At 70.2% G+C, this 14,306-nt stretch carries 15 protein-coding genes; 7 read left to right on the forward strand and 8 right to left on the reverse strand.

Annotated features, from left to right (window positions below):
• Window positions 1-3: 3 nt before the first annotated feature.
• On the reverse strand, window positions 4-1,005 hold the full coding sequence (locus tag E4M00_RS01975; RefSeq protein ID WP_135118870.1) for a hypothetical protein: 1,002 nt from the start codon (window positions 1,003-1,005) through the stop codon (window positions 4-6).
• A gap of 114 nt (window positions 1,006-1,119) precedes the next feature.
• On the reverse strand, window positions 1,120-2,076 hold the full coding sequence (locus tag E4M00_RS01980; protein ID WP_135118871.1) for a 5'-3' exonuclease: 957 nt from the start codon (window positions 2,074-2,076) through the stop codon (window positions 1,120-1,122).
• Between the two features lie 106 nt (window positions 2,077-2,182).
• Here E4M00_RS01980 and E4M00_RS01985 point away from each other — a divergent pair, with 106 nt between their 5' ends.
• Both E4M00_RS01985 and E4M00_RS17975 read left to right on the forward strand, forming a co-directional pair.
• Window positions 2,183-3,124 carry an oxygenase MpaB family protein gene (locus E4M00_RS01985; RefSeq protein WP_135118872.1) on the forward strand — a complete coding sequence of 314 codons (942 nt, stop codon included), beginning with the start codon at window positions 2,183-2,185 and terminating at the stop codon, window positions 3,122-3,124.
• A gap of 91 nt (window positions 3,125-3,215) precedes the next feature.
• Window positions 3,216-4,019 carry a DUF2510 domain-containing protein gene (locus tag E4M00_RS17975; RefSeq protein WP_204772949.1) on the forward strand — a complete coding sequence of 268 codons (804 nt, stop codon included), beginning with the start codon at window positions 3,216-3,218 and terminating at the stop codon, window positions 4,017-4,019.
• A gap of 30 nt (window positions 4,020-4,049) precedes the next feature.
• Here E4M00_RS17975 and E4M00_RS01995 read toward each other — a convergent pair whose 3' ends face one another.
• On the reverse strand, window positions 4,050-5,090 hold the full coding sequence (locus tag E4M00_RS01995) for an LLM class F420-dependent oxidoreductase (protein ID WP_135118873.1): 1,041 nt from the start codon (window positions 5,088-5,090) through the stop codon (window positions 4,050-4,052).
• 290 nt (window positions 5,091-5,380) lie between these two features.
• Here E4M00_RS01995 and E4M00_RS02000 point away from each other — a divergent pair, with 290 nt between their 5' ends.
• Window positions 5,381-6,109: an alpha/beta fold hydrolase gene (locus tag E4M00_RS02000; protein WP_135118874.1), complete on the forward strand. Its 729-nt coding sequence runs from the start codon at window positions 5,381-5,383 to the stop codon at window positions 6,107-6,109.
• Between the two features lie 132 nt (window positions 6,110-6,241).
• Here the strand turns inward: E4M00_RS02000 and E4M00_RS02005 are convergent, their stop codons facing one another.
• On the reverse strand, window positions 6,242-7,168 hold the full coding sequence (locus E4M00_RS02005; RefSeq protein WP_135118875.1) for an anti-sigma factor: 927 nt from the start codon (window positions 7,166-7,168) through the stop codon (window positions 6,242-6,244).
• A complete protein-coding gene (locus tag E4M00_RS02010; RefSeq protein WP_056165996.1) occupies window positions 7,165-7,764 on the reverse strand; it encodes a sigma-70 family RNA polymerase sigma factor in 600 nt (199 codons plus the stop codon). Before E4M00_RS02010 ends, E4M00_RS02005 begins: the two co-directional genes overlap by 4 nt.
• Window positions 7,765-8,077: 313 nt before the next feature.
• Here E4M00_RS02010 and E4M00_RS02015 point away from each other — a divergent pair, with 313 nt between their 5' ends.
• Window positions 8,078-8,734 (forward strand): fasciclin domain-containing protein, encoded by a 657-nt coding sequence (locus E4M00_RS02015; protein ID WP_135118876.1) that lies wholly within the window; start codon window positions 8,078-8,080, stop codon window positions 8,732-8,734.
• A gap of 112 nt (window positions 8,735-8,846) precedes the next feature.
• Here E4M00_RS02015 and E4M00_RS02020 read toward each other — a convergent pair whose 3' ends face one another.
• A complete protein-coding gene (locus tag E4M00_RS02020) occupies window positions 8,847-9,770 on the reverse strand; it encodes an aldose 1-epimerase family protein (protein WP_135118877.1) in 924 nt (307 codons plus the stop codon).
• The gene (locus E4M00_RS02025) at window positions 9,767-10,618 is read right to left on the reverse strand and encodes a DeoR/GlpR family DNA-binding transcription regulator (protein WP_135118878.1); all 852 of its coding nucleotides are present in this window, start codon (window positions 10,616-10,618) and stop codon (window positions 9,767-9,769) included. Before E4M00_RS02025 ends, E4M00_RS02020 begins: the two co-directional genes overlap by 4 nt.
• An 87-nt stretch (window positions 10,619-10,705) precedes the next feature.
• Between E4M00_RS02025 and galT the strand changes: the two genes are divergently transcribed.
• Complete coding sequence (gene galT / locus E4M00_RS02030; protein ID WP_135118879.1) at window positions 10,706-11,884, forward strand: galactose-1-phosphate uridylyltransferase; 1,179 nt, start codon at window positions 10,706-10,708, stop codon at window positions 11,882-11,884.
• Window positions 11,881-13,041 carry a galactokinase gene (gene galK / locus E4M00_RS02035; protein ID WP_135118880.1) on the forward strand — a complete coding sequence of 387 codons (1,161 nt, stop codon included), beginning with the start codon at window positions 11,881-11,883 and terminating at the stop codon, window positions 13,039-13,041. Before galT ends, galK begins: the two co-directional genes overlap by 4 nt.
• Window positions 13,042-13,127: 86 nt before the next feature.
• Here galK and E4M00_RS02040 read toward each other — a convergent pair whose 3' ends face one another.
• Window positions 13,128-13,616 carry a YbaK/EbsC family protein gene (locus E4M00_RS02040; RefSeq protein WP_135118881.1) on the reverse strand — a complete coding sequence of 163 codons (489 nt, stop codon included), beginning with the start codon at window positions 13,614-13,616 and terminating at the stop codon, window positions 13,128-13,130.
• Between the two features lie 112 nt (window positions 13,617-13,728).
• Here E4M00_RS02040 and E4M00_RS02045 point away from each other — a divergent pair, with 112 nt between their 5' ends.
• Window positions 13,729-14,265 (forward strand): gamma carbonic anhydrase family protein, encoded by a 537-nt coding sequence (locus E4M00_RS02045; RefSeq protein ID WP_135118882.1) that lies wholly within the window; start codon window positions 13,729-13,731, stop codon window positions 14,263-14,265.
• The last annotated feature ends 41 nt before the right edge of the window (window positions 14,266-14,306 follow it).

A 14,306-nucleotide genomic window follows, 5' to 3' on the forward strand; every position in this document is an offset into this window, starting at 1 on the left:
CCCTCATTCCTGTTCAGCACCCGCATCCACGTCAGCATCAGCATCAGCATCAGCGCCCGGCCTGGCCGCAGCGGAGCGCGACCGCTGCAGCAGCATCCGCCCGCACAGACCGATCGCCGCGACCACGACGGCGACGACGATCGGCGGCACCACCAACTCGGGCATCAGGACCGCCATGCGGAAGACGCCGACGCCGTAGTCGAGCATCTCCGACGGGTATGCGGCGAGCACCCGGCTGCCGGCCGCGGCGCTGATCGCCGTGATCAGCGTCGGACCGATCCAGAGCAGGACGAGTGCGACGACGGACGCGATCACGCGGCCCACGGTGTTCACGCCGCACCAGGCGATCGCGACGCCTACGAGGATCGCCGGGATCCAGCGGGTGTAGCCCAGCACCTGGACGAGCCACTCGGCCGGGAAGGACCCGATCGGGGAGAGCAGGCCGCTCAGCCACGGCCCGGCTGCAACGGCGGCGATGCTCAGGCCGACGAGGGAGCCGGCCCGCGGCGCTCGGGCGATGAGGCAGAGGACGACGACGCCCACGGCCACGGCGAGCGCGGCAACGGCGATGAGCAGAGCGAGATACAGCGTCGATTCGCTCCGTGACTGCAGCCCGCCCCCGACGACGGCCGCCGTCTGCACTGTCGCGACGAGCTGCACGAGCAGCACGCCGGCCACCATTGCTGCGAACCCTCCGCGGGTCTGACGCGCGCGGGTCGCCCGGGCGACCAGTCCGGCCGCCGCCGATCCGATGAGCAGCAGTGCGACGATGAGGGTCAGCGTGTACTGGCTGAACGGCAGCAGCACGAGCGGCATCCGTTCCGGCGTCGTGTCGTTCTGCCAGAGGTTCTGCAGGGGCAGGCGCATGCCCGTGACGAGCCAGGGCAGGAGCCCGGCGAGCGCCGACCCGACCCCGATGAGCAGCCACAACCACGGGGCGATCGGCTTGATCTCGGGAACTGTGACCGCTGTCGACCCGTATCCGCCCTGCGTCGTCGCACTCATGCGTTGCATCCCCCTCGAGAAGACGGCGTGGGGGCGGTTCGGCGCCCCCACGCCTGAGTTCAGCCTACGAGGACCGACGCCGTCCACGACTGAGGTCGGGGCCGCGCGTCGCCCTCAGCGTGCGGGAGGAGCCGCACGCCGCGAGGCGCGGGCCGCGAGCCCCTTGAGGGCGCGATCGGCTGATCCGCCGAGCGCCCAGGTCTCGGAGAGTGCGGCGACGGATGCGGTGGCTCCGGCATCGAGTGGACGGATGCGTGCGTCGAACTCACCGAGGTCGAGATCGCGCACCACCTCGACGACCGTCGGCGCCACGGCGAGATAGTCGGAGGCCGCGAGGATCTTCGCCCTGATGCCCGCCGACATCGGCTCGCCGGCATCCGCCGCCGCGGCGATGATGCCGTCGAGGTCGCCGTGCTCCTGCAGCAGGGTCGCGGCGGTCTTCTCGCCGACACCCGCGACTCCGGGCAGGCCATCGGATGCGTCGCCTCGCAGAGCCGCGAAGTCGGCATACTGAGCGGCGGTGACGCCGTACTTCGACAGCACGGTCTCGCCCGTGAGCACCTCGAGCTTGTTCATGCCGCGAGCCGTGTAGACGATGCGCACGTCGCGGTCGTCGTCGATGAGCTGGAACAGGTCGCGATCGCCGGTGACGATGTCGACGGGCATCGTGGCCCGGGTCGCGAGGGTGCCGATGACGTCGTCGGCCTCGTGGTCGGCCGCGCCGATGATGGTGACGCCGAAGGCCTCGAGCGTCTCGCGGATGAGCGGGATCTGCGCCACGAGCAGCTCGGGAGTCTCCTCGACGTCGGGACCGCCCTCGACGACCTTCTCCACCCGGTGCTCCTTGTAGCTCGGGATGAGGTCGACGCGCCACTGCGGGCGCCAGTCGTCGTCCCAGCAGGCGACCAGGTGGGTGGGCTCGAAGTCGGTGACGAGACGGCCGATGAAGTCGAGCAGGCCGCGCACGGCGTTCACCGGGGTTCCATCGGGTGCCCGGATCGTGTCGGGCAGGCCGTAGAAGGCTCGGAAGTACAACGAGGCGGTGTCGAGAAGCATCAGACGCTCGGGCATGTCCCGATCATGGCACGACCCGGTGACCTGCTGCTGGGCCGACGGATGCCGCATCCGGCCGGACTCCTCTCGCCCGGCACTCAGGTGCGCGGTGTTCACTCGGCCCATGGCCACCAGGAAGGATCGCTCGCGGTCGCGACTGCTGGCCGCGCTTTCGGGCACGCACGACGGAAGACCGGCCTGGGTGGACCGCATCGAGGAGGGCGACGACGCCGGGTTCTTCGGGCCGGGCTCGGCCGCGTGGGCGGTGCACGGCGGGATGCCGACCCTCGTCGCCGGCATCCGGGCCCTGCTCGTGCAGACGCTCCATCCCGGAGCCATGGCCGGAGTGCACGACCACTCGCGCTTCGGCGAGGATCCTCTCGGCCGGCTCGCGGGCACGATCCAGTGGCTCACCATCGTGACCTACGCCGACACCGTGTTCGCCACCGAGGAGTCGGCGCGGGTCGGCAAGTATCACTCGCGCGTCATCGGCACCTACCTCGACGCCCATGACGTCGAGCGCCCCTATGCGGCCGGTGACCCCGAGCTTCTCGCCTGGGTGCATCTCGCGTTCACGGATTCGTTCCTCGCCTGCCACACCATCTGGGGCGGAGCGATTCCCGGCGGGGCCGACGCCTACGTGCGCGAGTGGGCGACGGCGGGCGAACTCGTCGGGGTGGAGTCGCCGCCGCGCTCCGAGTGGCAGCTGCGCGACCAGCTGGCGGCGTTCTCGAACAACGGCATCCTGAAGAGCGACGAGCGCGTCGCCGAGGCCGTGCGCTTCATCAGGCATCCGCCCCTGCCGAAGCCCATGCTGCCGGCGTACCGCGTGCTCTTCGCCGGCGCCGTCGCGAGCCTTCCGGAGGACTATCGACGGATGCTCGGGCTCCGACGCTCTCGGCTGCCCGTCGTGTGGGCGACGGCCCGCGCGCTCGGCGCCGTGCACCGCCTGCTCGGGAGGAGATCACCGTCGGAGGATGCCGCGCGCGCCCGAATCGCACGGATCGGGAGGGGCGGGCCGGTCGGCCCGAGCTCTCCGCAGCAGGCGCGCACGACGGCGGACTGAGCGTCCCGGTGCCCTTCTTGGGGGCGCGCGGCGCTCGACGCGGCTCCCCTACGCTGCCGTCAAGCCGCCCCTACGCGAACGGATGCCCGCGATGACGACAGCACCGCCCGGCTGGTACGCCGACCCCGGTGCCGCCTACGACGCGTCGCTTCCCGCCGACGCCCTGAGGTGGTGGGACGGATCCGCGTGGACCGAGCACACGCACGCGCCGACGCCACCGGATGCGGCTGCGCGACTCGCCGCGTCAGGCACCGCCTTCGCTCCCGTGCTCGTCGCTCCCGGCTCGGCCGCAGCGCCGGCATCCGTCACCACCGAGACAGCCGCCACCGATGAGACAGCCGTCACCGCCGTTACCGACGTCACCGCCGAGCGCAACCCGTTCTCGCGCTACGCGCTCATATTCGGCATCGCGACCATCGCCGCGGCCGCCCTCGTGGCGGTGAACCCGCTCGCAGGACTCGTCGCCGTCATCGCGGGGGTGCTCGCGCTGCTCTTCGGCATCCTGGGGATCGTGCGGTCCGTGCGCACGCGCACCGGACGAGCGTCGTCGGGGTGGGGAACCGTGCTCGGCCCTGTCGGCGTCATCCTGGCCGGGATCGTCTGGATCGTGGCGATCATCGCGCTGACTCCGAACCTCGGATTCCCGGGCATGGACTACGCGCAACCACTCCCTGAGGCAGCCGAGCGCCAGATCATGCGAGAGCTCGAAACGGCTGCAACGGCAGACCCGTCGGTGCCGTACCCCGACACCGTGGAGTGCCCCGACACGAACGAGGTGCAGTTCCTGTGCACCATCCACTACCTCGACGGATCGACGAACGTCGCCGTGGTCTCGCAGACGCCGTCGGGGCTCCTGTGGCAGCCGGCAGAATTGGGCGAGGTCGGCGAGAAGTAGCGTCGTCCGCGCCGGGACGCCGGCGACGCCTCAGTCGACGAGCGCCCGGAATCCGCTCATCAGGCCGACACGCTGCTCCGAGGTGCGCGCCAGCGGCGTGACCGCGAGGGTCGTGACTCCGGCCTCGGCGAAGGCCGCGACGCGCTCCTTCACGTGACCGGGCGACCCGATGAGGTTGATCGCACGCGCCAGGTCGTCGGGAACCGCGGCCGTCGCCTCGTCCTTGCGGCCCTCGAGGTAGAGGTCCTGGATGAGAGCCGCCTCCTTCTCGAAGCCGTACTGCGACACCAGGTCGTTGTAGAAGTTCTTGCCGCGCGCGCCCATTCCGCCGACGTACAGGGCGATCTGCGGCTTCACGAGCGGCAGCACGGCATCAGCATCGTCGCCGATGTAGAGCGCCGGGCTGGCGAAGACGTCGAGAGTGCCGAGGTCGTCCGAACGCTTGGCCAGACCGGCATCGAGCGACCCGCCCCAGACGTCGCGCGCCCGCTCGGGGTGGAAGAACATCGGCATCCAGGCGTCGGCAATCTCGGCCGTCTGCTTCACGCTGGCCGGACCGAGCGCGGCCACCACGATCGGGATGCGCTCGCGCACGGGGTGGTTGATGAGCTTCAGCGGCTTGCCGAGCCCGGTGCCCTTCTCGGCCGGCAGCGGGATCTGGTAGCTGCGGCCGTCGTACTCCACGCGGTCGCGGCGCCAGACCATGCGGCAGATGTCGATGATCTCGCGAGCGCGGCGCAGCGGTGCGTCATAGGGCACGCCGTGGAAGCCCTCGATGACCTGGGGTCCGGATGCTCCGATGCCGAGCACGAAGCGTCCGTCCGAGACGAAGTCGAGTCCCGCCGCCGTCATGGCCGTGAGTGACGGTGTGCGCGTGTAGATCTGCAGGATGCCGGAGGCCAGCTTGATCTTCTCCGTCACGGCGGCGAGGTAGCCCAGCTGGCTCACCGCGTCGAACGAGTAGGCCTCGGGAACGATGACGATGTCGACGCCGGCCTTCTCGAGCTCGCCGACCTCGGCCGCCGTCTCGCGGAATCCGCCCGAGTAGTTCAGCATCATGCCGATGTCCATGTGAGTCCTCACTGCGCTGTGGTGTCGTCGAGCCGGGATGCACGCGGCCAGCGTCCAGTATGCCCCGCAGCCGCATCCGGATCGAAGCCGCTGTGCGCGTTTGCAGGATGAGCTGCGTTTCAGCCGCCATATGCACCTGAACCTTGTCTCATCCTGCAAACGGCTGCCGTGGGCGCCCGTGTGACGCCTCAGGTGAACTCTGTGAAACATCGATGGCGCACCCCCTGATCAGGGGAATAGTCTTCGCTCGAATGACAGCGCTCTCACCCCCCTGAATGGAAGGCACGTTTATGACACAACCCACGATCGTCCTGGTGCACGGAGCCTGGGCCGATGCCTCGAGCTGGAACGCCGTCGCCAGTGACCTGCAGGGTCGCGGCTTCACGGTACTGGCACCCACGAACCTGTTGCGTGGAATCGCGACGGATGCCGCCTACGTCGCATCCTTCCTGGCACAGCGCACGAGCGGACCCGTCGTGCTGGTCGGCCACTCCTACGGCGGCGCCGTGATCACCAACGCCGGCACCGGTGGCGGGGAGGTGAAGGCGCTGGTCTACGTCGACGCCTTCATCCCCGACGAGGGCGAGACCGTGTTCTCCATCCTCGGCGGCTCCGGCTCGGCGCTCGACGTACCCGACCCCACGACAGTCCTCGACGTCGCAGGCTACCCCGGTGCGCCCGAGGGCGACGCCGAGGCCTTCCTCAAGCCGGCGACAGTGCATGAGTCCTTCGCGCAGGACCTGCCCGAGGCCGACCGCTGGCTCATCGCCGCCGGTCAGCGCCCGATCACGCTCAGCGCCAACGCCTCGCCGACCACGACCGTCGCCTGGAAGACGCTGCCCAGCTGGGCCGTCGTCGGCACGGAGGACCGGGTCATCCCGCCGGCGACGCAGCGCTCTCAGGCCGAGCGCGCCGGAGCGACGATCACCGAGGTCGGGGCATCGCACGTGTCCCTCGTGTCGCAGCCCGCAGCGGTCGTCGACGTGATCCTCGCCGCAGTGGCCGCAGTCTCGGAGTGACAGCCTGAATACAGGATGAGCACGTCGATGCCGGTCGCACAGACCTCATCGGCGTGCTCGTCCTGTTTTCCGGCGCCGGATGCAGCGGCCCGGCGCGCGGCTGGAACTCCGGGCGGCTGGCGGCTGAACGGGCTAGACGGCCGTCGGCACGACGACGACGGGCTGCGTCGTCGGCTGGGGCGAGCCACCGGCCGGCTCCACGGTGACGCCCACGGCAGCGCCTGCGGTCATGTCGCCCTCGAGTACCCGCCAGGTGGTGCCGTCGTCGCCGACGGTGAAGGTTCCGGCGGGAACGGCGGTCTCGCTGTCGATGTACCAGAGCTCATAGGTCTGGTCGGAGTCGAGAGCCGGCATGCCGTCGACCATCACGGCCGAGCGGCCGAGCTCCTCCGACCAGGTGAGAGTGACGGTTCCCCCGCCGGCCACCTCGCCCGTCGCCTGCTGGGCGTCGGAGGCGGCCGAGATGCTGGCGAGGTCGCGCTGGGCTCCCCATCCGTTCGGCCCCGGCCAGTTCACGCCGACGACCACTGCTGCGATGAGCACCACGGCCGCGGCGGCTGCGCCGATGAAGGCGCCGGGGCGGGAGAACCAGCGACGCTGGGCGGCGGCTTCGGCGCGGCCGACGGGCGGCACGGCAGGAGCGGATGGAGATGCGGGAGCGCCGAGGGGAGCACCGGGTGCCGAGGGAACAGCGGCCGGGCTCGGCGCCGCGACGGGGGTCGCGGCATCCGGAGCAGGGGCAGGTGCGGTCGACGGCACTGCGTCGACCTCGGCATCGGCCGCGTTGGCTCCACCCGCGGTGTCTGCCGGCAACTGCGGCAGGCCGGAGAGTTGCGCCATGATGCTCGCCTTCAGAGCGGGCGGAGGCGTGACGGGCGTGACGTTCGACCCCAGCAGGGCTGCTGTGTCGGCGAAACCGGCCGCCTCCTCACGCAGCCGTTCGGAATCGAGCAGGGCGCGCTCGTAGCGGGCACGCTCCTCGGCGTCGACGGCGTCCAGGGCGTACGAACCGCTCAGGGCGTGCTCGTCACCGACGGGTCGCTGGTCTTTCTCGCTCATGCGGTCACCCCCAGTGCGTCTCTCAGACGGATCATCCCGTCGCGTATTCGGGTCTTCACAGTGCCGATCGGCACGCTCAGTTCATCGGCGATCTCGCTATGGGAGAAGCCGGAGTAGTAGGCCAACGACACAGCCTGGCGCTGCACGTCGGTGAGTTCGGTGAGTGCGCGCTGCACCCGCTCGTTCTCGACCCGTAGTTCGGCAGCCTCGCTCACCACATCGGTATCGATGGGCAGGTCGCGGATGCCGATGCGAGTGTCGCGGTCACGGGAAGCCTGGGCGGAACGGATGCGGTCGACGGCGCGGCGATGGGCGAGCGTGAACATCCAGGAGAGGGCACTGCCCCGCTCGGGCTGGAACCGTGCTGCGGACTGCCAGATCTCGAGAAACACCTCCTGCGTCACCTCCTCCGATTGCGCTGGATCGACGACGAGCCGCCGAACCAGTCCGAAAAGCCGAGCCGATACCCCGTCGTAGAGTTCGCTGAAAGCCCGCTGGTCTCCCGTGGCGACACGTTCCAGCAGCTCTTCCAGCGTGACGACAGGCGGAATTCCGATGTCGTCTTCACCGATCTCATGGGGCACGAGAACAAGCATGTCAGGTGTTCGGCGCGATGCCCGTTTCGGATTGCCGGGTTGACGGTATGAGATTCCGGATGCCGCCGCCTTCGGCCTCCGGCATCCGTTCACCCCATCGCCGACGCGCGAGCGGCCCGAAGCAGCCACGATCGCATTCGGCTCGCACCCCTCTACCGGATGCATCCGGGGCCTGATCACGCCCGATTCCCAGCTTCGGAAAGTTTCTGGAGATTCTCCAATCCGCACCCCACGGGGTTCCGAATGCCCTCCTGAAGGCACCACAGCAAGTGGAGCCGGCCGAACCCGGCCAACGATTCCAAGGAGAAGATCCATGCGACTCACACGCACTTCACTCGCCGCCCTCTCGATCGTGGGCATCGCAGCCCTCGGCCTGACCGGTTGTTCGATGGGCAGCGGCACCGATGACACCTCGTCGTCGAGCAGCCCCAGCTCCGAAGCCCCCATGGCCGAGACCCCGGAGGCCATGGACCCCGCAGCCGACCTCGTCGGCTCCGGTTGCGCCGCCTACGCCGAGCAGGTTCCGGATGGCGCCGGCTCCGTCGCGGGCATGGCTGAGGACCCGGTGGCCGTCGCCGCCTCGAACAACCCGATCCTCACGACGCTCACCGCAGCCGTCTCGGGTGGCCTCAACCCCGACGTCAACCTCGTCGACACCCTGAACGGCAGCGAGTTCACCGTCTTCGCTCCCGTCGATGACGCGTTCGCCAAGATCGACGCCGCCACCATCGAGGGCCTCAAGACCGACTCGGCCACGCTGACCAAGATCCTCACGTACCACGTGGTTCCCGGCCAGATCGCTCCTGCTGACATCGAGGGAACCCAGACCACGGTCGAGGGTGGAACCGTCGAGGTCACCGGCAGCGGCGACGACATGATGGTCAACGACGCCAAGGTCATCTGCGGTGGCGTGAAGACCGCCAACGCCACCGTGTACCTCATCGACTCCGTGCTGATGCCGCCGGCCTGATGATCCGGTGAAGAGGGAACGGCCCGTCTCCAGTGGAGGCGGGCCGTTCTTCGTGCGCTTGATCTCGATACGCGTCCGACTTCGTCGGGCGCTACTCGATCAGCGAGTCTGTCTAGAACCCGCCGAAGCGGATGCCCCAGCTGATCTCCCACTCGTCGCCGGGGGCGAGCCAGCGCAGGCCCTTCCCCGAGTTGAAGGCGTCGGCGGGGGCGGTCATGGGCTCGATCGCGATGGCGGCGTCGCCCTCGCGGCCCGGGAACTGCCGCGTCGTGAAGACCTGTACGAATCCGAACTCCGGCTCCGACCACATCGACACCGTGCGTCCGTCCGGTGCCGTGAGCGTGTGCACGACCTCGCCGTCGGTGGCGAAGGCCTCGCCCCAGGCGTCGTCGAGCTGCAGCTCGCTCACGCGGCGCGGGTCGCGCAGGTCCCACTCCGTGCCCTCGACCGGAACCTCGGACGTCGGAAGCAGCCGGTCGTCGACCTCGATGTGGCTCGCAGCGGAGAGCTGGAGGGTGAGAGTGTCCGTCGGCACGTCGCCGATGCGGAGGAACGGATGCGTTCCCACAGCGACCGGAGCCGACTCGTGCCCGAGGTTGCGCAGGTAGTGCGTCACCTTGAGCCCGTCGGAGACCAGCTCGTAGTGCACGGCGGTCTCGAGCAGGTACGGATAGCCGTGCTGCGGGTAAACGGTCGCGGCGAGGGTGACCGAGTCCTGGGTGCGGTCGACCTCCCGGTACTCCGTGTAGCGCAGCAGGCCGTGGATGGCGTTGTTCAGCTTCGGTTCGGTGATGTCGAGCTGCCGCTCGACGCCCTCGTGCTCCCAGCGACCGTCGCGGATGCGGTTCGGCCACGGCACCAGCACGATGCCGGCGCCGTAGGGCGGCGACGACTCCTCGCCGTAGGTCTCGACGAGGTCGACCCCGTCGAGACTCAGCTGACGGATGGCTGCAGCGAGTCCCGTGATCGTCGCGCGCAGCTCTCCGCTCGCGGTCCTCGTCGACAACTCGTACTGCTCACCGGTGGGAAAGGTCATGCAGAGAGCCTAGAGCCGGCGGGCAGCACGGTGAGACCCGCCTGCTCGAACTCGCCGAGGAGCACGGCCGGGGCTGCGGCATCCGTCACCAGGATGTCGACCTCGTCGAGCGACGAGATGCGCGCCAGGTGGACCTCGCCCAGCTTCGACGAATCGGCGACGACCACGGCGCGGCCGGCCGCACGGATCATGGCGATCTTGACAGCGGCCTCGGGCAGGTTGGCGTTGGTGACGCCGCGCTCGACGTCGACGCCGTTGCAGCCGATGAAGGCGATGTCGGCACGGAGGTCGGCGAGGATGCCGCGGGCCAACGGGTCGACGAGCGAGTGCTGCCGTGGCCTCAGCGTGCCGCCCGTGAGGACGACGGTGAAACGCGGGATGGCGCTCTCGAGCTCGAGGGCGATGCTCAACCCGTTGGTGAAGATCGTGACGTCGTCGAGGTCGCGGCGGGCGCGCAGCGAACGCGCCACCTGCAAGGTCGTCGTGCCGACGTCGAGGATGACGCTCTGCCCGCTGCTCACGAGGGCTGCTGCGGCCTCGCCGATGCTCTCCTTCGGCCCGGCGGAGGCGGAGAGGGCCTCCTCGAAGCTGGGCTCGCGCTCGGGGCGGCGGGCGATGGCCGTGGCAGCGGGATCCGTCGACGGCACGGCGCCCCCGTGCACCCGTCGGATGAGGCCCTCGCGCTCGAGCTGGTCGAGGTCGGCTCGGGCCGTGACATCGGTCACCCCGAAGGCGACCGCGAGGTCGCGCACCCGCACGAAGCCGCGGTCGGCGACGAGGGCTGCGGCACGGTCGCGGCGGATGCCGGCCGGCACGGAGTTGCCCGGGTCGCGTTCGGTCGTCGTCATCCGCCCATTGTCCCGGGTTTTGCTTTCTCTTTGCAATCCGCAAATCAACTTGTTTCGTAAACGCAAGCCGCGTATCGTGAGCCTGTCATGACAGAGCCCTCAGCCTTCACAGCCGACCCCAGCATCCGTCGCCTCGAGCACACCCTCGCCGACGGCCGTGCCCTCATCTACTTCGATGACGCCGACACCACTCTCTCGCCCGAGCGCGCTCCCGACCTGCGCGAGCTCGACCCGCGCCCGGCCACGGCGACGATGCGCCAGGACGCCCTCACCGGGGAATGGATCTCCATCGCGGCCGCCCGCCAGAACCGCGTGTTCCTGCCGCCGGCCGACCTCGATCCGCTCGCCCCGCAGAAGCCCGGCAACCCGTCGGAGATCCCGAGCACCTACGACGTGGCCGTGTTCGAGAACAAGTCGCCGTCGTTCGGGCCCGAGCTCGCCGCCGTGACGGATGCCGGCCCCGAGGCCCTCGCCGAGCTCTCCGCCGTGGGCATCGGCCGCACGCGCACCTCCATCGGCCGCTGCGAGGTGGTGTGCTTCAGCCCCGAGCACGCCGGATCGTTCGGCACCCAGAGCGTCTCGCGCGCCCGCACCGTGATCGAGGCGTGGGCCGATCGCACGGCGGCGCTCTCGGCACTGCCGGGCATCGAGCAGGTGTTCCCCTTCGAGAACCGCGGCGAGGCGATCGGCGTCACGCTGCAGCATCCGCACGGCCAGATCTACTCCTACCCCTACGTGACCCCTCGCACGACCCGATTGCTCGAGTCGATCGAGCGCTACGGCCCCGGTCTCTTCGCCGATCTGCTCGCCAGCGAGCAATCGGGCGAACGGATGCTGCTGCAGGGCGAGCACTGGACCGCCTTCGTGCCGTTCGCGGCCCGCTGGCCCATCGAGGTGCACCTGCTCCCCCACCGGCACGTGCCCGACTTCGCCGCCACGACGCTCGAGGAGCGGGACGAGCTGTCGCGCCTGTACCTGCGGCTGCTGCGCGGCATCGACGCGCTCTACGAGACGCCGACCCCCTACATCGCCGCCTGGCACCAGGCCCCTGTGAACGTCGGTCGCGACGACATCAGGCTGATGCTGCAGGTGACAAGTCCGCGCCGTGCCGCCGACAAGCTGAAGTTCCTTGCCGGCTCCGAGGCCGCCATGGGCGCCTGGATCGGCGATGTGACTCCCGAGCAGCAGGCGCTGAGCATCCGCGAGGCCATCGCGAGGGCCGACGCCGCGACACCGATCGAACCGCACACGGAAGAGAACCGATGACCGACCTGCACTCCAGCGTGACGGAGCACTTCACCCAGCTGTACGGGCGCCGTCCGACCGGCGTCTGGTCCGCTCCCGGCCGCGTCAACCTGATCGGCGAGCACACCGACTACAACGCCGGATTCGTGTTCCCGTTCGCGATCAACCGCCGTACGGTCCTGGCGCTGGCTCCGCGCGAGGACCGCATCCTGCGCGTCGCGTCGTCGTTCTCGGCGGACCCCGTCTCGATCTCGCTCGACGACCTCGCACCCGAGGCACTGCACGGCTGGTCGGCCTATCCGCTCGGCGTCGCCTGGGCGCTCGGCCAGTTCGGGGCGCCCCTCGACTCGCTCAGCGGGGCCGATGTGTACCTCGACTCCGAGGTCCCCGTCGGTGCCGGCCTGTCGTCGTCGGCCGCAATCGAGAGCGCCATGGCCGTGGCGCTGAAAGACGTCTGGCGCCTCGACTTCGACCGCCGCACCCTCGCCCAGGTGGGCCAGCTCGCCGAGAACCGCGCCGTCGGCGCCCCGACGGGCATCATGGACCAGTCGGCCTCGCTGCTCGGGCGAGAGGATGCCGGTGTCTTCCTGGACTGCCGCTCCTTCGAGTCCGAGGTCATCCCGCTCGGCTTCGATGCCGCAGGCCTCGAGGTGCTCGTGATCGACACCAAGGTGAGCCACGCCCACTCGACCGGCGGCTACGCGGCCCGCCGTGCGTCCTGCGAGGCCGGAGCCAAGGCTCTCGGCGCGGACACCCTGCGCGACGTGCAGATGAGCGACCTCGCCGAGGCCGCCGAGATCCTCGACGACGAGACCTTCCGCCGGGTGCGGCACATCGTCACCGAGAACCAGCGCGTGCTCGACACCGTGCGCACCCTGCGTTCCGAGGGACCTCGCGCCATCGGCTCCCTGCTCGATGCATCGCACGCCTCGATGCGCGACGACTTCGAGATCTCGACGCCCGAACTCGACCTGGCCGTCGAGGCTTCGCGGACGGCCGGTGCCATCGGTGCGCGGATGACGGGCGGCGGCTTCGGTGGTGCTGCCATCGCCCTGGTGGCCGACGCCGACCTGCCCGCCGTGCGCGACGCCGTGCTGACGGCCTTCGACGCTGCCGGCTACGCCACCCCCGAGCTGTTCACCGTGCGCGCGGCGCAGGGCGCGGCGCGGGAGGTCTAGTGGCACTCGCCAGCTGAGGCCCGGACGCAGTCCGCGGCCGTGGCGCTCAGGCGGAGCGCGCTTCGGGCGGTCGCTGCGCTCGGCCCTCAGCGGGCGGGTGGCGCCACGACCGCCGACGGCTCGCCGCCCGTGATGCGCACGAGTTCGGCGAACGTCGTCGGGAAGACCGTGTGCGCGTGGCCGGCCGCGGCCCACACGGTGTCGTAGTCGGCGAGCGCCGTGTCGACGACCGTGCGCACGGGTGCCGGATGCCCCACCGGCGCGACCCCGCCGATGGTCTGGCCCGTCGCATCCTTCACCTGCTCCTTCGTCGCCCGCGCGATTGTGCCCCCGAGCCTCGCTCCGAGCCACTCGGTGTCGACTCTGTGCGCGCCGGAGGTGAGCACGAGAAGCGGTTCGCCGTCGAGCGTGAACACCAGGGAGTTGGCGATCGCCCCGACCGTCGTTCCGATGGCGTCGGCTGCGGCCAGGGCCGTCGGCGTCGCCACCTCGAACCACGTGACGTCGGGAGTGAGCTCGTGTTCGGCGAGGGCGGCGCGCACGCGCTCGACCGCCGGGTGGGAGGTGTCGACCATGCTCGCCACCCTAGAGCTCACGCACCGAGTCGCCCAAACTCGTCGGATCCGGGAGCGCAGCGACCGACGGAGGCGACGAAGACGGGCGATTCGCCGTCGATAGGGTGGGCCCATGAGCATCGACGAGTTGGCCGTCATCAGGACCCTACCGGGCATCGGCAGCCCCTCCATCGCCGAGAGCGCCTTCGTGGCGGCCGGCGCCGTCATCGTCGGCGACGTCACCCTGGGCGAGCACTCCAGCGTCTGGTACAACGCCGTGCTGAGAGCCGATGGCGCCCCGATCGTGCTGGGAGCCGGCTCCAACCTGCAGGACACCGTGGTCTGCCACGTCGATGCGGACTTCCCGCTCACGATCGGAGCCAACGTGTCCGTCGGCCACGGCGCCGTGCTGCACGGCTGCACCGTCGGAGACGACAGCCTGGTCGGCATGTCGGCCACGGTGCTGAACGGTGCCGTGATCGGCGAGGGCTCCCTCGTGGCTGCCGGCGCCGTCGTGCTCGAGGGAACCGAGGTTCCCCCGGGATCGCTGGTCGCCGGAGTTCCGGCGAAGGTGCGTCGGGAGCTGACGGATGCCGAACGCCAGGGCATCCGCACGAATGCGGAGCACTACCTGCGCCACGTCGGCGAGCACAGCGCGCCGCTCGCCTGACGCGTCGCCGGGCTGAGGCTGCGCCCGGGTCGCCGCTCGCC

Origin of the sequence: Orlajensenia leifsoniae, assembly GCF_004570845.1 — a bacterium.
Lineage (GTDB): Bacteria > Actinomycetota > Actinomycetes > Actinomycetales > Microbacteriaceae > Orlajensenia > Orlajensenia leifsoniae.

Coding starts and splice junctions, on each gene's coding strand:
- E4M00_RS01975 (WP_135118870.1), bottom strand. CDS start 1,005: ATGAGTGCGACGACGCAGGGCGGATACGGGTCGACAGCGGTCACAGTT.
- E4M00_RS01980 (WP_135118871.1), bottom strand. CDS start 2,076: ATGCCCGAGCGTCTGATGCTTCTCGACACCGCCTCGTTGTACTTCCGA.
- E4M00_RS01985 (WP_135118872.1), top strand. CDS start 2,183: ATGGCCACCAGGAAGGATCGCTCGCGGTCGCGACTGCTGGCCGCGCTT.
- E4M00_RS17975 (WP_204772949.1), top strand. CDS start 3,216: ATGACGACAGCACCGCCCGGCTGGTACGCCGACCCCGGTGCCGCCTAC.
- E4M00_RS01995 (WP_135118873.1), bottom strand. CDS start 5,090: ATGGACATCGGCATGATGCTGAACTACTCGGGCGGATTCCGCGAGACG.
- E4M00_RS02000 (WP_135118874.1), top strand. CDS start 5,381: ATGACACAACCCACGATCGTCCTGGTGCACGGAGCCTGGGCCGATGCC.
- E4M00_RS02005 (WP_135118875.1), bottom strand. CDS start 7,168: ATGAGCGAGAAAGACCAGCGACCCGTCGGTGACGAGCACGCCCTGAGC.
- E4M00_RS02010 (WP_056165996.1), bottom strand. CDS start 7,764: ATGCTTGTTCTCGTGCCCCATGAGATCGGTGAAGACGACATCGGAATT.
- E4M00_RS02015 (WP_135118876.1), top strand. CDS start 8,078: ATGCGACTCACACGCACTTCACTCGCCGCCCTCTCGATCGTGGGCATC.
- E4M00_RS02020 (WP_135118877.1), bottom strand. CDS start 9,770: ATGACCTTTCCCACCGGTGAGCAGTACGAGTTGTCGACGAGGACCGCG.
- E4M00_RS02025 (WP_135118878.1), bottom strand. CDS start 10,618: ATGACGACGACCGAACGCGACCCGGGCAACTCCGTGCCGGCCGGCATC.
- galT (WP_135118879.1), top strand. CDS start 10,706: ATGACAGAGCCCTCAGCCTTCACAGCCGACCCCAGCATCCGTCGCCTC.
- galK (WP_135118880.1), top strand. CDS start 11,881: ATGACCGACCTGCACTCCAGCGTGACGGAGCACTTCACCCAGCTGTAC.
- E4M00_RS02040 (WP_135118881.1), bottom strand. CDS start 13,616: ATGGTCGACACCTCCCACCCGGCGGTCGAGCGCGTGCGCGCCGCCCTC.
- E4M00_RS02045 (WP_135118882.1), top strand. CDS start 13,729: ATGAGCATCGACGAGTTGGCCGTCATCAGGACCCTACCGGGCATCGGC.